The following is a 22,283-nucleotide window of genomic DNA, read 5'->3' on the forward strand; positions in this document are numbered from 1 at the left end:
CAGTAATGGAGATTACTATAGATTTCTGTTGTTTTAATTTAAAAAAAATAAACAGGAGCAAAGTGTGTTAATTTTACAAAAAACGATTGTACCAACTATCTTCTATTGGGGTTTCCCAGAAATTTTCGAAGTCTAATTTAGTTGTAATTAAGTTATCAAAAATAATTGTTTTAGCAGTAATAGCTTTATTTTTTAATAGTTTTTTAAAATCTTTTAGATCTTTATATTGTACAAATTCTCCTTGTTTAAAACAAACATTCATTTTATCTAAGAGTTGTACATTGTATTCTTCTTGCAATTTTAAAATAAAAGATACAGATATATCTATATCTGCCATAGATAAAGTAGTTTCAGCATCATCGGCAACAAAAACTATAAATCTATTATATAAAAATAGATATGATGCTTTAAAATTTTGATCTTCTAATTTCCAATTCTCTATAAATTCTTTTATTTTATTTTCTAATTCTTCAATTTCATTCGCATAAAATTTTCTACTAGAAGGATAAATCCAAACTTTTGCATCGTCGGGTATAGAAGTGTAATCTACAAGCATAGTTATTGTTGTATTATTAGATGCAAATATACAGAAAAGAAAAACCGTAAATAGAAATCTCTATTTACGGTTTTAAAAAATTATAACTAATTTAATTAAGCTTCTACTTTTAAGAGTTTAATAAAATCTTCTTGTACGTTTTTACCTTTGTTTTTATTGTACCAAACTTGTAGGTCTTGTTTAAATTGGGCATCTACAGATCCGTGTTCTGCTTTATAATCTGCAACCATTTGTGTAGCTGTAGATGGTCTTGGCCCCCATGTATTAATTACATCATTATCTTGGTCTATGGCAATTAATTTAGGAATAGATTTACTTCCGTTAGTTAAAAATAAGCCCATTAAATCTTCATTTTCATCTCTAATTACAACCTTTAAATCAATGGCATCATTTATTTCTGCAATTTTATTAATAACAGGCAAGTTTTGTGCAGCATCTCCACACCAACTTTCTGTTATAACTAACCAAGTTTGAGGTTTGTTAATAGATTTAAATTCAGCAATTGTTTCTTCAGAAATTTTAATAGTTTTATCTAAACGTTTCATTCTTTTATCATTTAACAAACTATAGTTTGTTAAAGAGTCTGATTGTGTATTTCCGGTAGATTTATTTTCTGATAATAATTTACTAACCAAATTTCTATATTCTTGGTAAGTATATGTATTCTGTAGGCTTTTTTCAATTATTTCTTTCATCTTCTAATTATTTTAAACAAAGATATTTTTATTGATTAAAATGTATGGTAACATTTGTTACTTTTTAATCAACTAAATAGACGCTAAAAAAAGAATAAACTTACATACAAGGTGTTTTGTGTTTTAATATTTAAATAAAACGAAGCTCTTTGTTAATTACAATTTTTTAAAATGATTTAATAAAGCTGTTAAAATGTGTACTTTTACATTTATAATTGATAGTTTGTGAAACAAATAATATATTTAGTACTGTTTGTATCTGTGTTTTCTTGTACAAGCAAGAATAAAAGCGACGAAGATACATCTAAAGAAAAACCAAAGTTGAGTATTGCTAAACAACACAAAAGTTTAGTAAAAGTAAAACCTGTTTTTGAAAAAGAAATTGGAGATTGGAAAGATTTTAGACCAGCCTTAGAGTTTATAGAAAAATTTGAGTACGTGTCACCAAATGAAGCATTAAGCAACGCTTTAGAATTAAAAGGATTGGTTTTAAATTTAAGAGATAGTATAAAACCACCTATTTTTAACACTCCTTCTTTTGATGCCAGAGTAAATGTTTTGTACAATGAAACGTTAAGATTAGCAGATTTAACATTAATACCTGCAATTACAGCTAAAGATGTTAATTTACAAGTAGACAAAACTATAGATGCTTTTTCTTCTGTAAATTCTAAAATAAATACAGTTTTATCTAAAAAAGAATTTGAAGAAGCAATAGATATAGATGTTGTTTTTATAGGTTTAGATTCTACAAAAATTGATAGTGTTTCTAAAAAAACTATAGATCTTAGAAAGAAAAAAGAACTACTTCAGATCGATAAAAAAAATAAATAGATATGAAAAATTATGTATTCGTTTTATTGTTCCTAATTCTTTTTTTAGGGTTTAGTCAACATAAAGAAAAAGCAGAAACACAACACTCAATAAAAAAACAAGTAAACATTATATTAGATAATTGGCACAAAGCTGCAGCAGAAGCAAATTTTGAAAATTATTTTAATTTAATGGATTCAGTTTCTGTGTTTATCGGCACAGATGCATCAGAAAACTGGAATAAAAAAGAATTTAAAGCATACAGCAAGCCATATTTTGATAAAGGAAAAGCTTGGAGTTTTAAAGCTCTAGAAAGAAACATTTACACAAATACAGATTTAAATTTTGTGTGGTTTGATGAGCTTTTAGACACTCAAATGGGAACTTGTAGAGGCTCTGGAGTTTTAGTAAAAAAAGATAATACCTGGAAAATTAAACATTATGTTTTGTCTATAGCTATACCAAATGCAGATATAAGTAAGGTAATTGAGGCAAAGAAAAAAAACGATGCTGCTTTTTTAGAAAAATTTAAAAATTAATTTTAGAAGCCGTTTCCTGCTTTCACTACTCGCTTTTTTTTATGCTTCTTTTTTTTAAGATCTTTTCTATTAAAAAAAGGTACTTTTTATCGTAATAATATAGAATATTAAGTTTGGCATAAAAAAAGAGCTCAGACAAACCGTTCAATCAGGGCTAAGCCTTTTACTAACTTTTTGTTTTTAATAAAGGTTTCTTACTTATTTATAAAAGTAATTTTATTTTTCTTCGGTAACAATATCATTAACTGTTTTAAAAATTAAATCATTTTCAAAACCTTTACGCATTAAAAAATCAATCAGTTTTTTCTTCCTTTTAAAAATATTTGATTCGTTAAGAACTTCGTTTCTGTTTTCTGTAATTTTGTAAATAGTCGCTAAGTATTCTTGTTCATCAATTTCTTTAAGAGCTGTTTTTATATTGTAGGTAGATATTTCTCTAAATTTTAATTCTCTTATAATTCTTTGTTTCCCCCAACTTTTAATTCTAAATTTTCCTCTTGCAAAACTTTTAGCAAAACGTTCTTCATTTAAAAAATTGTCTTGCATCAAACTTAATAAAATCAATTCTTTAGCCTCTTGTATCAAATTGAATTCTCTCATTTTTTGCTCTACTTCTTTATGGCACCTATCTTGGTAAACGCAATACTGTTCTAGTTTTCGTTTAATTTCATCAACAGTAAAAGATTTTTTTTGTATCATTATTTTCGAAAATACAAAAAGGGATGAAACTATATAAATTTCATCCCTTTTTTATAAAAATATTTTTTCTATTCTTTTAAGAAGCTAACTCTTTATTAGCGGTTTTGTTTTTTAACCACATTTTAAATAGTGTTACTAAATAGAATAAAATAGGTACTACAATTAAAGTTAAAAAAGTAGCTATTAATAATCCATAAATTACAGTCCAAGCTAAAGGACCCCAGAAAACTACATTATCTCCACCAAAATAAATATGAGGATTGTATTCAGTAAATAATGTAAAGAAGTTAATGTTTAAACCAATTGCTAACGGAATTAAACCTAAAATGGTAGTAATTGCAGTTAATAATACAGGTCTTAAACGCGCTCCACCTGCTTTTACAATAGCTTCAAATAAATCTGTTTTATTTAAGTGTTCTTCGTGGTCTATATCTAATTCATCCTTTTTTCTATCAATTAGTAATTGTGCATAATCTAATAATACAACACCATTATTTACCACAATACCAGCAAGAGATATAATACCCATCATTGTCATCATAATAACAAAAGAACTTCCAGAAATAACAATTCCTCCAAAAACTCCAATAAAACTTAAGAAAATGGCTAACATTATAATTCCTGGTTTAGAAATAGAGTTAAATTGGAAAATTAAAATAAAGAAAATTAGAGCTAAACCTGTAAAGAATGCACCAACTAAGAATAACATTTGTTTGTTTTGTTCTTCTATTTGCCCAGTATAATCAATTTTAATTCCTTCTGGTAAATCTTTAAAGTTTTTCATCTCATTCTGAATTTTACCAACAACGGCAGCTGCATCTGTTTCTCCTGGTGCTAAAGCAGAATATACAGTTACAACTCTCTTAATATCTTTGTGCTTAATAGCACTAAAGCTAGAGTTGTTGCTTTGTGTTGCTACAGTAGAAACCGGAATTTCTTTAATTTGACCAGAAGATATATCCCTAAAAATTATATTCTGATTAAAAATAGCACTAGTATTATATCTATCTTCTTTGTTAAAACGAACATAAATATCATAATCTTCTCCATCTTCTTTGTAAATTCCAGCTTTACTACCAAAGATTGATGATCTTAATTGCGAACCTACTTGTCCTGTAGAAACGCCTAATTCTCCAGCTTTTTTTCTATCAACTAAAACTTCCATTCCTGGTTTGTCTCTGTTAACATCAATTTTTAATTCATCAATACCAGAAATGTTTTTAGAGTTGATAAAATCTCTCATTCTTTGTGCTGTATGAATCAATTCTGCATAATCATCACCTTCAATTTCAATATTAATTGGCGATCCAACAGGAGGTCCGTTTGCATCTTTTTCTACAGAAATTAAAACTCCAGGATAAATACCAACTAATGCAGCTTGTACTTTTTGGCGCATTAACTCGCTATCTAAGCCTCTTCTGTATTTATATTCTCTCATAGAAGCGGTAACTTTTCCTTTATGTGGCATTTCTGCAGCAGAACCACCATCTGTTTGAGGGTTTCCTGCTCCTTCACCAACTTGAGAAACTAAACTTTCTACCATAAAGTTAAAGTCGCCATCCATATATTCATCACTATACAAAACGTCTTCTACTTTCTTTTCAATCAACTTTGTAATGTCGTTTGTTTTTTGAATGTCTGTACCTTCAGGGTATTCTATATAAACAATAATTTGATTTGGTTTATTATCAGGAAAAAACTCAACACTTGTTCTTTGTGTACTTAAAGACCAGCCAAAAGCCATAAAAGAAGCTATTAAAAGTAAAGTTGTACCTAAAACAATTATGTAAGGCATTTTACCTGATAAAGAAAAACGCAAACTATTTTCATACCATCCTTCTAAGATTGGTAAAATTTTATTTTGAAAAGTATTTGCCCATCCTCTTAAAAACAATCTGTAAACCCAAAGCATTATAGCTACAAAAATCATTAATGCACCAAGTGCACTATAAGAACCACCAACAAATAAAATAATGATTCCTATAACAGCCATAATTCCTGTAAGAATGGCAATTTTTTTAATTGGCATATCTACATCTTCTACACTCATAAATTGAGAAACTAATACAGAGTTAAAGAAAATGGCAACTAATAAAGAAGAACCCAAAACGGTAGATAATGTAATTGGTAATAATACCATAAAATCTCCCATAATACCTGGCCAAAGACCTAAAGGGATAAAGGCTGCAACTGTTGTTGCTGTAGAAATAATAATAGGATATGCAATTTCGCTAATTCCTTTTTTTGCAGCATCAACTCTATTCATGCCTTCTTCATCCATTAAACGGTATACGTTTTCAACAACTACAATTCCGTTATCTACTAACATTCCCAGTCCCATAATTAATCCAAAAAGAATCATGGTATTCATGGTGTAGCCTAATAAGTTTAAAATCATTAAAGACATAAACATAGACATTGGTATTGCAAAACCAACAAAAACAGCATTTTTAAATCCTAAGAAAAACATTAAAACTGTTACAACTAAGATAACCCCAAAAATAATGTTGTTTACTAAATCATCTACTTGGCCAATAGTTTTGTCAGATTGATCATTTGTTATAGTAACTTTTAAGTCTTTAGGAAAATAGTTTTCTATTGCATCATTAACAATTACTTGTATTTGTTCTGATGCAGCAACCATGTTTTTTCCGGCTCTTTTTTTAACGTCTAACATTACAACTTCTTGCCCTCTTTCTCTTGCAAAAGTTGTTTTGTCTTTGTCTTTAAAAGAAATTGTTGCAACGTCTTTTAAATAAATAGGGTCGTTGTAATCAGATTTTATAACAAAATTTTCTAAATCTGAAGGCGTGTCTATTTCGCCGATAATCCTTACCGTTCTTCTTTGTCCGCTTGTAATAAAATTACCTGCAGACATAGTTACATTACCGTTACTAATTGCAGAAGTTATATCATTAAAGCTAACTTTTGCAGCCATCATTTTATAGATATCTACAGCAACTTCTACTTCTTTTTCTTGAGCACCACGTATGTCTGCCTTTTTAATTTCCGCTAAATCTTCAATATCATCTTGTAAATATTCTGCAAACTCTTTTAGTTTATGTACAGGATAATCACCAGAAATATTAATGTTTAAGATTGCTATTTCTTCTGATAAACTTAAATCGAACACATTAGGTTCTATTTTTGCTCCGTTAAAAGTTGGCCAATCTTCACTGGCAGTTTCTGTAGATAATTCGTCTTTAATCTTTTGTTTTGCTAGTTCTACAGAAATATTTTCATCAAACTCTACAATAACAATTGAATAATCTTCTTGAGATGTAGAAGTAACTTCTACAACATTACTAACTGTTTTTACTTGATCTTCTATAGGATCTGTAATCAGTTTTTCTATATCTTCTGCGGTATTACCAGGGTAAGCAGTACTAATATATATTTTAGTTTCTTTTACCTCTGGAAAATCTTCTCTTGCCATGCTTAAATAGGCAGAAATACCATAGAAAAATAAGACAGCCATTAAGGCGTAAATGGTTGTTTTATTATGTATTGCCCAAGCAGATAGTTTAAATTCTTTATCTACTTGTTTTTTTTGTTTTGCCATCTCTGTTATTTTTATTTATTGATAACTTTTACCATTTGGCCATTGTTTACACTACGTGCACCTTCTTTAATAATTTCTGTACCTACAGCAAAATCACTTACAATTTCTATAAGGTTACCTTGTGTTTTTCCTGTTTTAATAATGTGTCTTTCTGCAATAGCTTCATTGCTACTGTTTTTATCTTTAATAATGTATACAAATTGCTCTCCATTAGCATTTTCAGAAATAATACTTTGTGGAATTAAAATTGCTTTTTCATCTGTATAATCATTAATTTGAAGTTTTGCTGTTAAGTTTGGTTTTACATTACCATCTTTGTTTTCTACAGGAACTTCTATTTTAAAAGATCTGTTGTTAGGGTTGATAAAACTACCAACTTGTCTTACAGAACTATTAATTGTTGTACCTAATACAGGAAACTCTACTTTTACTTCTTTATCTTTTTGAATACTAGTAATATGTCTTTCTGGCACTTCTGCTTCAATATACATATTGTTAAGATTTACTATTCTAAAGATTTCAGATCCTACTCCAGGAGCAACTACAGTACCTGGTTCTTTAATTACATCATCTATAACTCCAGAAAAAGGTGCTCTAATAGAAGATTTTCCTTGTTGAGTTTTAAGTTGTTTTAAAGAATTGTTTTGAGCCTCGTAGTTTGTTTTTGCTTGTAAAAACTGAATTTCTGAACCAATTTTTTGTTCCCATAAACGTTTTTGACGCTCAAAAGTAGTTTTTGCTAATTGTGTAGTAGCTTCTAATTGTGCTACTTGGTTGCTTAAACCTCCATCATCTATAGTAGCTAACACTTGTCCTTTAGAAACATGTTGTCCTTTTTTAACATAAACACTTTTTAAAATACCTGCCATTTCTGGGTAAATTAAAATATTTTGTTTTGTTTTTACATTACCTTGTAATTCTAAATAATGTTTAAAAACTTCTTCTTTTGCTGCAATTGTAGTAATTAAAGGAAGTTTTTTAACTGTATCTTTTTTTGCAATAGCAGCATTAATTTGCTCTAAATTTTGGTTTATTTCTTCTAAGTTAGCTGTAATTTCTTTTTTCTTTTCAGTTAACTCTTTTAAAGTTCCGTTTGTAACTAAATCTTCTACAGAAACATTTTCTTTTCCTCCGCAAGAGATTAATACGGTTGTAATTATAAAAAGTAAATATATTTTTTTCATGTCTGGTTATTGTTTTATTGGTAGATTTAATGCGTTTTCTAATGCTGCTTTTTTAGCAATTACATCTAACATAGATTGGATGTAAGTTTGTTGTTGACTGTATAATTGGTTTTGTGCTTGTAATAAATCGAAACTAGAAGAAATACCTTCAAAAAATTTGATACGTTGCTTTTTTTCTATTCTTTCTGCCAAACTAACATTTTTCTTTGCAGTATTATAATTTTCTATACTTAGTTGATAATCGCTTTTTGCAGTTTCTGCCTGTAAGTTAAGTTTTTGTTTTATTTCATCTAATCTAATATCTGCAGTTTCTAAAGCTATCTTTGCTTGAGCAGTTTTAGCACTTCTACCAAAACTACTAAAAATAGGAATGTTTAAGCTAACACCTAATAAAGAGTAATCGTACCAATTATTATTACTGCTAGTAATGTCTTCTGTATAAACGGCACTACCATAATTAATAAAAGCAGATAATGTTGGTAAAGCTTTACTTTGTTCTAATCGCATTAATAAACGTTTAGATTCTCTATCGTTTTCTGCAATTTTAAAATCAATATGTTCTTCAACATCAAATTCTTCTGCAATAATGTTTAAATCTATATTTAAATTTGTTAAAGAATCTAAAGTATCTGTTAGTACAAGTTTTGTGCTAATAGAATTACCAAGAGCAAGGTTTAGCATTTTGTAAGCAATAACTTTCATTCTTTTAACACTGTTTAATTGACTTTGTAAATTACCTAATGTAATTTCTAGTTGTTCAATATCTTCTTCTTCATTAAACCCGTTTTCATATATTTTTTTAGCATCATTTAGATTTTTTTGAAGAATTTTAATGTTGCTTTCTACAATTACGATACTTTTTTCTGTAATTAAAACATTACCATAAGCATTTATAATAGCTTCTCTAGTAGCTAATTTAGTTTTTTCATTGGCTTGTTCAGAGATTTTTAAATAAGTTTTAGAAGCTTGTAAACCCACCAAGTAAGAACCATCAAATAATAATTGAGATAAAGTTACACTTGCGTCTAAACTTTGTTTTTGAGTAAAAATAAACTCTTCATTTGTGCCGTCTCCATCAATATCAACAAGTGTAACTTGTTGTTTTAACCAATTTTGAAAACTAACACTACCACTAATTTGAGGTAAACCTGTTGATGTGGTTTCCCAAACCTTTTTCTTTGCACTTAATATGTCGTTTTTAGAGGCTTTAGTGTTGTAACTATTCTCTAAACCAAAGCTAATAGCTTCGTTAAGAGATAAGTTCATAGTTTTTTCTTGCGCATTTGCTAGTAAGAAAAAACAAGTACTTAAGCAGACTAGAATTGTTTTTTTCATATTGTTTTTATTTCTGTTTTAGTTGATTTTCTAATTGTTGTAATCCTTTTTCGGTACAAATCCCTCTTAAATGATATTGTAAATATTTGTCCATTAGTGTGTTCATAGAATAATCATTTAAAGGAAAAAGGTCTTTGTCTTTAATAGACAGCATTCCAGAGAAATAGATGCGTGCTATAAACTCTACATCTATATCTTTTCTATAAAAATCTTGTTTTATACCTTCATTTAAGTTTTCTATAACGCACTCTTTCATCACTCCAAATTGTTTTTTATTAAGTGATGTGTAAATTTTGGGGTAATATTTCTGTAATTGATATTGAGGCGAAGATTTTTCATCCTTTAAATTAGACATTATTAGCCTTTTTATATCAAAAATTTCTTCAATAGGATCTTTTTTAAGTTCGCAAATCATATTAATTCCATTACATATTCTAGAAAACATAAATTCTGTTACTTCAGCAACAAGTTCTGTTTTATTTTTATAATATTTATAAATTGTTTTCTTAGAAATACCAGAGGCACTAGCAATTTCATCCATAGTTACACTCTTAAAACCAATGTTTAAGAAGAGTTCATTCGCTTTTTCTAAAATTTTTTCTCTCATAATTCGGGTGCAAATGTACAAAGGGAAACTTTAGAAACAAAAAAAGTTTCCAAAGTTTTAAAGATTTTTTAACAATAAGATTTAAAAGAAGTATTTGTTTACATTATTTTTACAAAAAATTACAGATTTGAATATTTTACATTATCAACAAGAGTTTTTAGCATATCTAGAGTCTAAACAATGGGTTAAAGAGCCTAAAAATTTATACGAACCTATAGATTATATTTTGCAATTAGGCGGTAAAAGAATTCGTCCAGTGCTAACGTTAATGGCGGCAGATATTTTTGCAAAAGATTATAAAAAAGCAATGCCAGCTGCTTTGGCTGTTGAGGTTTTTCATAACTTTACATTAGTACATGATGATATTATGGATGATGCGCCACTTAGAAGGGGTAAAGCAACAGTACATGAAAAATGGGATATTAATACGGGTATTCTTTCTGGTGATGCAATGCTTATTTTAGCTTACCAGTATTTTGAAAATTACAAGCCTGTTGTTTTTCAAAAACTAGCCAAATTATTTGGAAAAACTGCTTTAGAAGTTTGTGATGGTCAGCAGTTGGACGTAGATTTTGAAACTAGAAATGATGTTTCTATTGATGAATATATTAATATGATTCGTTTAAAAACATCTGTTTTAGTTGCCGCAGCTTTAAAAATGGGAGCGATTGTAGCAGAAACAGAAGAAGAAAATGCAGATTTAATTTATGATTTTGGATTAAATTTAGGATTGGCTTTTCAGTTACAAGACGATTATTTAGATACGTTTGGTAATCCAGATACATTTGGTAAACAAATAGGCGGTGATATCATAGAAAACAAAAAGACTTTCTTATACCTAAAAGCTTTAGAAGTTGCTAATGAACACGATAAAAATAAATTACAATTTTTCTATAAACAAAAGCTTAAGGATAATTCTATAAAAATAGAAGAGGTAACAAGAATTTTTGAGATTAATGATATACCAGAATTGATAAAAAAACAAATAGAAGAATATACAGAGAAATCCTTTAGTACTCTTGCTTCTATGGATATTTCAGAAGAAAACAAAACCGGTTTAAAGAATTTTGGACTCTGGTTAATGAATAGAACAGTTTAAAAAAAATCATTTTTTTGTTTGTAAATCTAAAAAAAGTATTACATTTGCAGCCAATTATTTTGGTCCCATAGCTCAGTTGGTTAGAGCACCTGACTCATAATCAGGTGGTCCTTGGTTCGAGCCCAAGTGGGACCACTTAAAAGCACTCTTTTAGAGTGCTTTTTTTGTTTAAAATTTTTCTTCAGCGGTTAGGCAGTTAAATTGCATGTAAAAGATCTCGTTTTTCTTGATTTAACTATTTTAAATGTAGATTTAGGTTAAGTTACTTTATATGTAAATGACTATGTAGGATTAACCTGTTTTTATGATTGTTAAAAAAAACACTTGCCTTTGTCCATCTTAAAGGTTCTTATTAAAACTTCCAAATTGGAATATACTTTTAAAGTTTTGTGTTAACTCACATAGCTATTCTAATCTAAATTATGTTCTTTGTCATAGAGGTTCTTTAAGTTATTGACTTTTCAGTGTTTTAAAAAAAAATGCACTATAAACGCAAGTAAAATTATAAAAATGTATCTAAAGATTTATAATTAAAAAAATACTTATGATAACTAAAACATTTAAAATTTTATTTTTAACCTTTTCACTAATATTTATCTCTTGTAGTGGAGATGGTAATTCAGATAGTGATTGCGTAGAGAGTACTTGGTATCAAGATGCAGATGAAGATGGGTTGGGTAATATAGAGGTAAGCATTTCTGCTTGTGACCAACCAGAAGGTTATGTGTCTAATAGTAACGATATTGATGATACAGATGACGGTAGTGGTAGTGCAGAAGCATGTAATACAACAGGAGAAGAAGCTCAATCTGAAAATTCAGAAATAGAAGCTATGCGACAAGCAATGGTAGCTTTTAGAAGTTCTTTATCTGCAGATCTTTTAGAAGAAGCTTCGGTTTGCTTAGATGATGAAAGATTTTATTTATGGCATAATACTCCAGCCAATAATAGTAATAGAGATGGTATTACTTATGGAGATTTAAGTGATGATCAATTAGGGGCGTTTAAAAATATTTTACAATTGTTTTTAAGTTCAGATGGTTATCAAAAGGTGTATGAAATTACAGAGCTTTCAGAAGGTTGGTTGAGTGATATAATGAGTGATGTTTGGAATCCAGATTATTATTCAATAGATATGTTTGGTGATCCAGAATCTAGTGGTTCTTGGGGATTTCAATTAGATGGACATCATTGTGTTGTTAATTTCCTGGTTCATGGTGATAATATTTCAATAGTTCCTGCATTTTTAGGAGGAGAACCAGCAGCCGAAACATATAATGGAGAAACTTTTGATATTTTTTCTGATGAAAGAGATTTGGCGTTATCATTATATAATAGTTTTTCAACTACAGAGCTTTCATCAGTATCATCAACTTCTACTACACATTCTCTAGAAGTGGGTCCTGCAGACATGAATGGAGAAGTAGATCCGTATAGAGGTACTTATGATTATTCAGGATTTGAAACGGGGTTAAAATACTCGGAAATGTCATCAACAGCTCAAGCTAATTTAATCTTAGTGATGAAAGAATATGTGTATAATTTATCTACTTCTTTTGCAGATGTTTGGTGGGAAGACATAATGACCAATATAGATGATACTTATTTTGTATGGATTAATGATTCGGTGAGTACGCCAACTGCAACTTCAGAGTTTTATTATAGAATTTACAATCCTTATTTGTGGGTAGAGTTTAATACCGAAGGTTCTACAGGAGCAAATTCTGGTACAATTGCAGATTATAATCATATACATACTATTACAAGAATTCCTAATAACCCATCAACAGATGATGGTGGAGATTATGGTATTTTTGCAGAAATGATTAATGAAGGAGGAGTTAAAACTCTTTATGAGCATTATGCATTAGCAGATCACCATAATAAAAGTATCGTAAAATTTGATTACAAAGTTAAAGGGATTGGTGAAAATCATAATTTGTAAAAAAATATGAGTGGATTTAAATTAACAAAATAGACCATTAAGGTAATAAGATGCTTAAATAATGAAAAAGCTTTATAATTTAATATTATAAGGCTTTTTTTAATTTAGTCAAAATAGTAATTTATGGCAAATAAATAATACTTAGAGTAATTTCTTAAAGATTTGATTTAGGCTTATTGGTTCTGAACAGATTAATATAATATTCCAAATAAAAAATATAGAGAATTTTATAATTCAACTTTTGGAGTAAAAACATGAATAATATACAATAGTGATTAATAATTAATAATTTCTTAATACTTTTTCACGTATTAATCTTTTTTTGATAACTTAAATTCGTGCAATCTTTTAATATAAATAATGCACTTAGATTGTAAAAAATTATCAGAAGATCAACTTCTATTGGGCTTAAAAGCTAGTAATCATATCGCTTTTCAGTATATTTATAATAAATATTGGGAGCGTTTGTATAGTAATGTCTACAATGTACTTAATGACAAGGGGTTAACAGAGGATGTGCTTCACGAAGTTTTTTCCGATATATGGATAAGACGAGATAGTATTGAAATTAGAAACCTAAATGCTTACCTACATAAATCTGTTAGAAACAACGCATTATTAAAAATTAGAAATAAGAAATTCGTAGACTTTAATGATTCTATAGTTGAGGCTATGGTTTTTAAACCAGAGATTGAGTTAGAGTTGGATAGTAGCGAATTAAAACTAACAATAGAAGATGAATTAAAAAAATTACCAGCACGATGCCGAGCTATTTTTTTTATGAGTCGTTTTCAAGACTATTCTATAGCAGAAATAGCAGTTCATTTTAATATTTCTACGCGTACTGTAGAAAATCAAATTTATTTAGCATTAAAGCATCTTCGTAAAAATTTAGATTTGGCTGTTTTTTTACTTTTATTCTCTTAAAACCCTTTATTCTTTAACAAATTAAGTCCTAAATGTTATCTCTAGGTTAAATAAGGTTTTTTTTGTTTTTTTCTATGTGAGTAGAAAGGCTTTTTTTCATCATACTATTGAAAAGCAAAAAGATGACTAAAAAAGAATTTGAAGATTTATTATTAAAGTTTGAACAGCAGCAATGTTCAACTGAAGAGAAAAATGTATTATTTCAGTTTTACAATGATTGTCAAAAAAATAATAGGATAGCTTCGTGGGAGTTTTCAGAAAAAGAAGCTGCAAGAATTAGGATTCTAAAGCGTCTAAATGCTACTATTGAAAACAATCAAACAACTCAGAAAAAAATTATAAACTGGCAAAAGTTGTCAAGTGTAGCAGCCGTATTTATAGGTTTTGTGTTTACTATGTTGTTTTTTACTAATAATAAAGTTTCTAAATCTTTAGAAAACAATATAACCTTACAACTTCAAGATGGTACCGTTAAAGTATTAAACGGGCAAACAAGTAATATTAAAGTTCTTAATGCAAACGGACAGGTCATAGGTAAGCAAAAAGGGAACCAGTTGGTTTATAATAAAACTGATAGTGATACCTTAATATATAATACAATTAATGTGCCTTATGGAAAAACTTTTGGAATTCAATTATCCGATGGTACTAAAGTTAAACTAAATTCAGGTTCTTCTTTAAAATACCCTGTAAATTTTGTTAAAGGTAAAGATCGTTTAGTATTTATAACTGGAGAAGCTTATTTGGATGTGGTAAAAGATACTATGAAACCATTTGTTGTTAATACTAATACCATAAATGTTAAAGTTTTTGGAACCAAATTTAATGTACATGCTTACACAGAAGACGATATTACTGAAGTGGTTTTAGTAAGTGGATCGGTAGGACTTTACAAGAAAGAGGATAATAAAGATATCACTTATTTGAAACCAGGATTTAAAGCTAGTTATAAGAGTGAATCAGGAGAAATTTATAAAACGCAGGTTTTAACAAAAATATATACCTCGTGGATAGATGGAGAACTTGTATTTAGAGATATGGATTTTGATAATATTTTGAAAAAACTGGAGAGATTCTATAATATTAAAATCATTAATAACAATACAAAGTTAGCTAAACAAAAATTTCAAGCAAGTTTTGGTAGGTATCCAGATATAGAGCAGGTGTTTAAAGAATTAAAAATGATTTACAAGATTGATTATAATATTAATGGAGAGTCTATCATTATAAATTAACCTTAAAAATTTAAATAGCATGAATTAAAAAGTAACTAAGCACTAGAGAAAATACGATTACTTAGTACCGATATAAGATATTGGATAAAAAAAACGGAAAATGTTCCCGCATTTTCCGTCAATCTAAAGTGATCATCCAAACAATAATCACATAATAACATTACAAAAATATGAAAAAACTTCTGAAGATATCAAGGAGTAAAAACCTAATATTGAAATTTGACTTAAAAATGAAGCTAAGTGCCCTGTTTATAATAGTATCATTATTTACAATGCATGCCAAAGAAACCTATAGCCAAGGTGATAAAATGACCTTTAACTATAAAAATATATCGTTATACCAATTTATTGACGAAATTGAAAATAAAACAAACTATCGTTTTGTTTTTAAAGTAGATGATGTAGATCTAAAACGTTCGTTTGACATTGAAGTAAATAATGAGCCATTAGAAGATGTTTTAAATAAAGTGTTTGAAGCAACAACTACCGAATTTAAAATTGTTAAACATAGAGTTTACCTTATTAAAGGATTAAAAAAACAAATAGAGCAGAAGTCGGTTTTGTTTGATGTTCAGCAAAACATAATAAAAGGTGTTGTTTTAGATCAAAATGATATGCCGTTGCCTGGTGCTACTATTGTTGAGGTAGACAGTGAACATGGAACTTTTACTGACTTTAATGGTAAATTTTCTCTTTTGCTAAAAAAATTACCATCCATAATTAAAGTCTCTTTTATGGGCTTTAAAAGTCAAGAGGTTAGTGTTAACTCTTTAGAGTTTACTACTATTAGGATGGATGAAGATAATAACTCACTGGGGGAAGTAGTTATTGTTGGTTATGGTAAAACAAGTCGTAAAAAAATATCTACAGCAGTAGGTACAATAGATACTAAAAACATTGAGAAACGTCCCGTTGCAGATGTTAGTTCTAGTCTTCAGGGTTTAAGTCCAGGTCTAAATATAACACAAAGTTCTGGTAAAGTAGGCTCTGAACCGATTATAAATATTAGAGGGTTTACGTCTATTAATGGTGGTTCTCCATTAATCTTGATTGATGGAATAGAAGGAGAGTTAAGTACTTTAAACCCTGATGATGTAGAGTCAATAAGTGTTTTAAAGGATGCAGGTGCGGCGGCTATATATGGTGCGAGAGGTTCGTTTGGTGTCGTTTTGGTAACCACTAAAAATGCTGATAATGGAAGCTTACAAGTTAATATTGGAGTTACAACAGCTATCAACTCGCCGACCATGAACACCGATTTTTTAACTGACCCATATAAAGCAGTATCTATTGTTGATGAGTCGTTTAGGAATAATAGTGGTGCATCTTATACAGGGTATACAGATGAAGATATGCAGGCTCTTTATGAAGTGTCACAAGATCCTTCGTTAGCTAGAGTGATTATCGATCAACGTAATGGTAGAGATCAATATGTTCATTATGGAGCTACAGATTGGTGGAATACTTACTTTAGAAAAACCTACCCAACTCAAATTTATTCTGCGTCTATTTCTGGAGGAACCGAAAAGTTAAAAACATATTTTTCATATAGAAATTATCAGTCTAAAGGAATATTAAAGGTTCAGGATGATACTTATAGTAAGTATAACCTTAGAAACAAAACCGATATACAAGCGACAGATTGGTTAACGTTCTCTAATAATATGCAATATAATAGTTCTAAAGATTTAGAACATGGAGGTAGTCAATACGGTAATTATAATGATGTTTGGAGTAGTAATATGTGGGTGCACGCCTTACCATCTTATGTTCCTGTAAACCCAAATGGAGGAGCGCTATGGCGTACGGAACTTAATAACTATACCATTGGAGATGGACTTTATGCATCTTTATTACAAGGAAATTCTAAGCAACAAACTAATGATAATGAATTTTCTAATATCGCGTCTATAGAAATTAAGCCTATTGCAGGTATTACTCTAAATGCAAATTACGCGATTAGAAGAAGTAATTTTAATAGATATCAAAGGTCTACAAGAATTCCTTATTCTATTTACCCAGAGAAAATCGATTTAATGGGTAATGATTTTTTAAATGAATTTCGCACCGAGAGTAAATATGATGCTTTAAATATTTATGGAGAATACAAAGGGAGTTTTGGAAATCATAAACTTAAAACAACAATAGGATTTAATCAAGAAACGTTCTTAACCCAAAGTGTAGTTGCTAGTAAGCAAAACTTAATTTCAGACGATTTAGTGTCTCTTGGCTTAGCAACAAGTAATCCAACTGCAACAGGAAGTGCATCAGAATGGTCTTTACAAGGTTTGTTTTATCGTGTAACTTATGATTATAAAGATAAGTATGTAGTAGAATTAAATGGAAGGTATGATGCCACGTCAAGATTTCCATCAGATTATAGATGGGGATTTTTTCCATCAACTTCAGTAGCTTGGTTAATTAATAAGGAAGATTTCTTAAAAAACCTAACAGGAAATACTTTTGATTTATTAAAGTTTCGAGGGTCTTATGGTTCTTTAGGAAATCAAAATATTGATGATTATGCTTATTTTCCAACAATGCCAAATGGTCTATATGATTATGCCTTAAATGGGAGTCAATTAAATTATATTGAATCTCCAGCGTTAAACCCAACTGAAATTACCTGGGAAAAAGTAAGTACTTTAGACTTTGGTTTAGATTTTGCGATTCTAGATAGTAGAATTTCTGCTAGTTTCGATTGGTTTATGAGAGATACGGAAGGCATGTTGTCTCCAGGAGCTACCTTACCGAGTGTTTTGGGAACAGGATCTCCTTTAGAGAACGCAGCAGATCTAAGAACAAAAGGTTTTGAGTTTTCATTAAATTATGTTGATTCTTTCGAGTTATCTGGTGAGCCTTTTTCTTATTCTTTTACCGGTAATTTATCAAACTCTAAGACTAAAATAACACGTTTTGAAAATCCTAGTTTAAGTTTAGTGGATTTTTATGAAGGTATGACTATTGGAGAGTTATGGGGATATCGTATCGATGGGCTTTTTCAATCTGCTGAAGAAATTGCAAATCATGCCGACCAAAGTTTCGTATCAAATCGTATTTCTTCAGGTGGAGGATTACAACCCGGTGATGTAAAATATAAGGATTTAGATGGTGATGGCTATGTAGGTGAAGGTGAAAATACGGTTAACGATTCTGGAGATCGTGAAGTTATCGGTAACTCGGCTCCACAATATCTTTACAGCTTTACAGCAAGTGCAGAATGGAAAGGTTTTGATTTTTCTGTTTTTTTTCAAGGTGTAGGAAAACAAGATTGGTACCCGAATTCGGATTCTAGAATATTTTGGGGACCATATAATAGACCTTATAATTCATACATCAGAAAAGATCTTGCTAACGAGATTTGGACTCCTGAAAATACAGATGCTTATTTCCCTAGAAATTATGGATATGTAGCACTTGGGGGATCTCTAGAAAAAGTTAATGATAGATATTTGCAAAATGTAGCTTATTTAAGGTTGAAGAATTTGACCGTGGGGTATACCATTCCTGACAATGTATTATTCAAATCATCTACTACAAAATTGCGTTTTTATTTTAGTGGTGAAAATTTATTAACTTTTTCTCCATTAACAGATTATATTGATCCAGAAGCCGCAAGTGCGTCAGTAAACTTAAATAGTCCATCTACTTCAGCTAATAGAGGTAAGGCGCAAACAACGCCATTCTCTAGAACCTATTCTTTAGGAATGTCTCTTAAATTTTAAAAAAAACTTATCGATGAATTTTAAATATACAATTTTCAGTTTAATTATTGCTTTAATCATGTACTCGTGCAGTGATGATTTCTTAGAAAAACAACCTTTGTCCGAGATAACTCCAGAAACTTTCTTTAATACAGCTAGCGATTTACAATTATATACTAATGGATTTTATAGAATGTGGCCTAGCACTTCTATTTATAACGGAGAAGCAAGTACAGATAACATTATCCAAACAGAATTAAGTGATGAAATGCGTGGTACGCGTTTAGTTCCTACTACTGGTGGTGGTTGGGATTGGGAATATCTTAGAGATATCAATTTTTTTCTTCAAGAATATGAAAAATCTGAAGATGAAGCCGCAAAAGCTCATTATGGTGGTGTAGCCCGTTTTTTTAGAGCGCGTTTTTATTTTGATAAACTTCAAAGGTTTGGAGATGTGCCTTGGTATGATAAACCTATTTCTCCAGATGATACTGCGGCTTTAAACAAAGCAAGGGATTCTCGAGATTATATCACTGATAAAATTTTAGAAGATTTAGATTGGGCCATTGCAAACTTAAACGAAGAAAAAAGCACTTATGAAGTTACTAAATATACGGCTTTAGCATTAAAATCTCGTGTAGGACTTTACGAAGGAACTTATGAGAAATATAGAGATATCAGTGGTTATGAGAAATATTTGGAAGCTTCTATTTCTGCTTCGGAAGAATTAATATACAATTCACCCTACCAAGTATATAGCACAGGGAGTCCAGAGAAAGATTATATAGAACTGTTTAACTCTCATGATGCTAACGAAGCCGAAGTTATATTGGCGAGAGCATATTCCCAAGAGCTAAGTATTACGCATAATGTTAACTACTATACAACTACAAGTTCTTATGGGCGTCCAGGAATGCCAAAAGACCTTGTAAATAGTTATCTTAATGCAGATGGTACACGTTTTACAGATCAGGTAAATTATAATCAAGTTCCATTTATTGAAGAGGTGAAAGATAGAGACCCACGTCTATCACAAACTATACGTACTCCTGGTTATACAAGAAAAGGACAAAGTACTGTATTGGCCCCAAATTTAGGAGCAACAGTAACAGGTTATCAAATTATTAAATATGTTACGGAACCTGTTTATGATACAAATAGCCAGTCTATTACAGATTTACCGCTTTTTCGTTTTGCTGAAGTCTTATTAAACTATGCAGAAGCTAAAGCTGAACTAGGAAAATTAACTCAAATAGACATAAATAACTCAATAAATTTATTAAGGCAGCGTGTTAATATGCCTAATCTTATTTTAGATGATGCAAACGCATCTGCTGATACTTTTATGGCTAGTCAATATATTAATGTTACAGGAAATAATAAAGGTGTGATTTTAGAAATAAGGAGAGAAAGACGAATCGAGTTATTTATGGAAAACTTTAGATGGAATGATATTGTACGATGGAAAGCTGGACAAGCCTTAACCCAGCCTATTCGTGGGTTATATTTTGATGGTGTAGGCTCTTACGATTTAACTGGTGATGGAGAAATCAATGTGGTACTCTATGACGAGGAACAACCTGCAAATCCTATAGCTGGTGTACAGTATTATAAATTAGGGTCAGATTTTACTTTGGACTCTTACGGATTAATTGATCCACATCCTGATTATAACAGCAGAACGTTTGATGAAAATAAAGATTATCTTTATCCAATTCCACGCTTAGAATTACAATTGAATCCAAATCTTAATCAAAATCCAAATTGGGAATAATGAAACAGATAACTTTAATTTTTTTCGCATTATTATTAATAAACAGTAGTGTTTTTTCTCAAACATCAAATTTAGAACTTACTGCCGTTGCGTTTAATGTAAGATATAATAGTTCTGAAGATGGTGTTAATATTTGGGAAAACAGAAAAGAATGGCTTGCTCACAGTATGCGTTTTTTTAAAGTAGATATTATTGGAGCTCAAGAAGTAACATATAAGCAGCTTATGGATATGTTACAGCTATTACCGAGTTATGGCTATATAGGTGTCGGTAGAGAGGGAGAAAATAATGGGGAATTTTCACCAATATTTTATAACAAAACTAGATTGAAAGTTTTAAAGTCTGAAACATTTTGGCTTTCTACAACTCCAAATCAAGTAGGTTCTAAAGGTTGGGATGCAGCATTACCTCGTGTAGTTACTTGGGCGTTGTTTAAAGATAAAATTAGCGGAAAAACGTTTTATCATTTTAATACGCATTTTGATCATCGTGGAAAAAATGCTCGTATTGAAAGCGCTAAATTATTATCTAAAAAAATTAATGCGATAGCAATTTCGGAACCTATTTTTGTTACAGGTGATCTTAATAGTAGCCCAGAAAGTGAAGCCATAAAGACATTATTGGAGAGTGAATTAAAAGATCCTTATTTAACTCTTGATAAGGATAGTGTTTATGGTCCAGATTATACTTTTAATGGTTGGAGTTCCAAAGGAAAAAATTCTAAAAATCGTATAGATTATGTTCTGTATAAAGGTGCTGTTGAGCCCTTAAACTTACAAATATTAGATGGCCAACGTGCAGACTTGTATATTTCAGATCATTTTCCATTAATTCTCAAGGCTAAATTAAGTTTATAATATTAAAAGAGAAACTATTTTTTTAATAATAAAAGCCGTCTAAAATAAAATTTTTAGACGGCTTTTTGTTTTAGGTAACCCTATTGTTTTTTATGTATGGATCATATAAAAACTAAATTAATGTTTTAAATACAGGTCCTATAGTATTTTGTTTTCATCTAAGGTATTCTTTTCTTGATGTTGTTTTTTTCATGAATCAAGATTGCTATAGACGTTTTTTAACACGTATATAGAATATCGGGTAAATGATGACTGTCTTTGTTATTGAGGGAATAGTCTTGATGCTATTTATCATAATATTGATTTGCATTTATTTTAAGATGACTTAAGTAATTTAATTTTTTACTTTTTTCTAGTTTTACACTTTATGAATCATTCCTCAAGAGGAAAAGCTTATGGTTTACATTTTTTATGTGTTTATTTTTGTTATGCCTTTTATAATTATACCAGATAAAATTTATGAGTTAAAGTTTTATTCGCTATAAGTATTTGATTTACTTTTATTTATGTTAATTCGTGAGGTTTAGCTTAAATTAAAGTTAAAAAAGGTGTTGTGATTATTAAAAAGAGGTGTATATTTGCACCCGCTAACGGAAATACGAGTAGGTTAGTATCGTTCATTGAGAGTTTGTTTGATTTTAGAAAGAAGTAAAAATTAATTAGGTTTTAGGGGTATAAAGTTTGTATCTTTGCCGTCCGCTTTAAAAAAGGGGTATTAGTTTTCTTTTTTAGGTTGAAAAAATAAAAATAAA

General features: G+C 29.7%; 16 protein-coding genes and 1 tRNA gene. 10 read left to right on the forward strand and 7 right to left on the reverse strand.

The genetic code is table 11. The features are described 5' to 3' along the window. Positions 1–73: 73 nt before the first annotated feature. Complete coding sequence (locus KI686_RS03230; RefSeq protein WP_237587817.1) at positions 74–556, reverse strand: ABC transporter ATPase; 483 nt, start codon at positions 554–556, stop codon at positions 74–76. 95 nt (positions 557–651) lie between these two features. Further along, complete coding sequence (locus KI686_RS03235) at positions 652–1,251, reverse strand: thioredoxin family protein (RefSeq protein ID WP_237587818.1); 600 nt, start codon at positions 1,249–1,251, stop codon at positions 652–654. Positions 1,252–1,476: 225 nt separating this feature from the next. Here KI686_RS03235 and KI686_RS03240 point away from each other — a divergent pair, with 225 nt between their 5' ends. Together KI686_RS03240 and KI686_RS03245 are read left to right on the forward strand one after the other, a co-directional pair. Then, positions 1,477–2,085 (forward strand): hypothetical protein, encoded by a 609-nt coding sequence (locus KI686_RS03240; RefSeq protein ID WP_237587819.1) that lies wholly within the window; start codon positions 1,477–1,479, stop codon positions 2,083–2,085. A gap of 2 nt (positions 2,086–2,087) precedes the next feature. Next, positions 2,088–2,603: a nuclear transport factor 2 family protein gene (locus KI686_RS03245; RefSeq protein ID WP_237587820.1), complete on the forward strand. Its 516-nt coding sequence runs from the start codon at positions 2,088–2,090 to the stop codon at positions 2,601–2,603. 216 nt (positions 2,604–2,819) lie between these two features. Here the strand turns inward: KI686_RS03245 and KI686_RS03250 are convergent, their stop codons facing one another. The 5 genes from KI686_RS03250 to KI686_RS03270 form a co-directional block, all read right to left on the reverse strand. Next, on the reverse strand, positions 2,820–3,302 hold the full coding sequence (locus KI686_RS03250; RefSeq protein WP_237587821.1) for a regulatory protein RecX: 483 nt from the start codon (positions 3,300–3,302) through the stop codon (positions 2,820–2,822). 76 nt (positions 3,303–3,378) lie between these two features. Beyond that, entirely contained in the window at positions 3,379–6,864 is a 3,486-nt protein-coding gene (locus KI686_RS03255; RefSeq protein WP_237587822.1) for an efflux RND transporter permease subunit, read from the reverse strand. 11 nt (positions 6,865–6,875) lie between these two features. Continuing rightward, positions 6,876–8,048 (reverse strand): efflux RND transporter periplasmic adaptor subunit, encoded by a 1,173-nt coding sequence (locus KI686_RS03260; RefSeq protein WP_237587823.1) that lies wholly within the window; start codon positions 8,046–8,048, stop codon positions 6,876–6,878. 6 nt (positions 8,049–8,054) lie between these two features. Next, positions 8,055–9,383, reverse strand: coding sequence for a TolC family protein (locus KI686_RS03265; RefSeq protein WP_237587824.1), 1,329 nt, complete (start codon positions 9,381–9,383; stop codon positions 8,055–8,057). Between the two features lie 7 nt (positions 9,384–9,390). Next, entirely contained in the window at positions 9,391–9,990 is a 600-nt protein-coding gene (locus tag KI686_RS03270; RefSeq protein ID WP_237587825.1) for a TetR/AcrR family transcriptional regulator, read from the reverse strand. Positions 9,991–10,117: 127 nt separating this feature from the next. Between KI686_RS03270 and KI686_RS03275 the strand changes: the two genes are divergently transcribed. The 8 genes from KI686_RS03275 to KI686_RS03310 all read left to right on the forward strand — a co-directional run bounded on the left by KI686_RS03275 (position 10,118) and on the right by KI686_RS03310 (position 21,531). Next, positions 10,118–11,089, forward strand: coding sequence for a polyprenyl synthetase family protein (locus KI686_RS03275; protein ID WP_237587826.1), 972 nt, complete (start codon positions 10,118–10,120; stop codon positions 11,087–11,089). 61 nt (positions 11,090–11,150) lie between these two features. Then, positions 11,151–11,224 (forward strand) — tRNA-Ile (locus tag KI686_RS03280). 409 nt (positions 11,225–11,633) lie between these two features. After that, positions 11,634–13,034 (forward strand): DUF3500 domain-containing protein, encoded by a 1,401-nt coding sequence (locus tag KI686_RS03285; protein ID WP_237587827.1) that lies wholly within the window; start codon positions 11,634–11,636, stop codon positions 13,032–13,034. Between the two features lie 360 nt (positions 13,035–13,394). Next, the gene (locus tag KI686_RS03290) at positions 13,395–13,961 is read left to right on the forward strand and encodes an RNA polymerase sigma-70 factor (protein ID WP_237587828.1); all 567 of its coding nucleotides are present in this window, start codon (positions 13,395–13,397) and stop codon (positions 13,959–13,961) included. A gap of 122 nt (positions 13,962–14,083) precedes the next feature. Continuing rightward, on the forward strand, positions 14,084–15,196 hold the full coding sequence (locus tag KI686_RS03295) for a FecR family protein (protein ID WP_237587829.1): 1,113 nt from the start codon (positions 14,084–14,086) through the stop codon (positions 15,194–15,196). Between the two features lie 230 nt (positions 15,197–15,426). Continuing rightward, positions 15,427–18,921, forward strand: coding sequence for a TonB-dependent receptor (locus KI686_RS03300; RefSeq protein WP_237587830.1), 3,495 nt, complete (start codon positions 15,427–15,429; stop codon positions 18,919–18,921). 13 nt (positions 18,922–18,934) lie between these two features. Further along, entirely contained in the window at positions 18,935–20,674 is a 1,740-nt protein-coding gene (locus tag KI686_RS03305) for a RagB/SusD family nutrient uptake outer membrane protein (protein ID WP_237587831.1), read from the forward strand. After that, positions 20,674–21,531: an endonuclease/exonuclease/phosphatase family protein gene (locus tag KI686_RS03310; protein WP_237587832.1), complete on the forward strand. Its 858-nt coding sequence runs from the start codon at positions 20,674–20,676 to the stop codon at positions 21,529–21,531. The genes KI686_RS03305 and KI686_RS03310 overlap by 1 nt, the downstream gene beginning before the upstream one ends. The last annotated feature ends 752 nt before the right edge of the window (positions 21,532–22,283 follow it).

Origin of the sequence: Polaribacter sargassicola (assembly GCF_021991835.1) — a bacterium.
GTDB classification, from domain to species: Bacteria; Bacteroidota; Bacteroidia; order Flavobacteriales; family Flavobacteriaceae; genus Polaribacter; species Polaribacter sargassicola.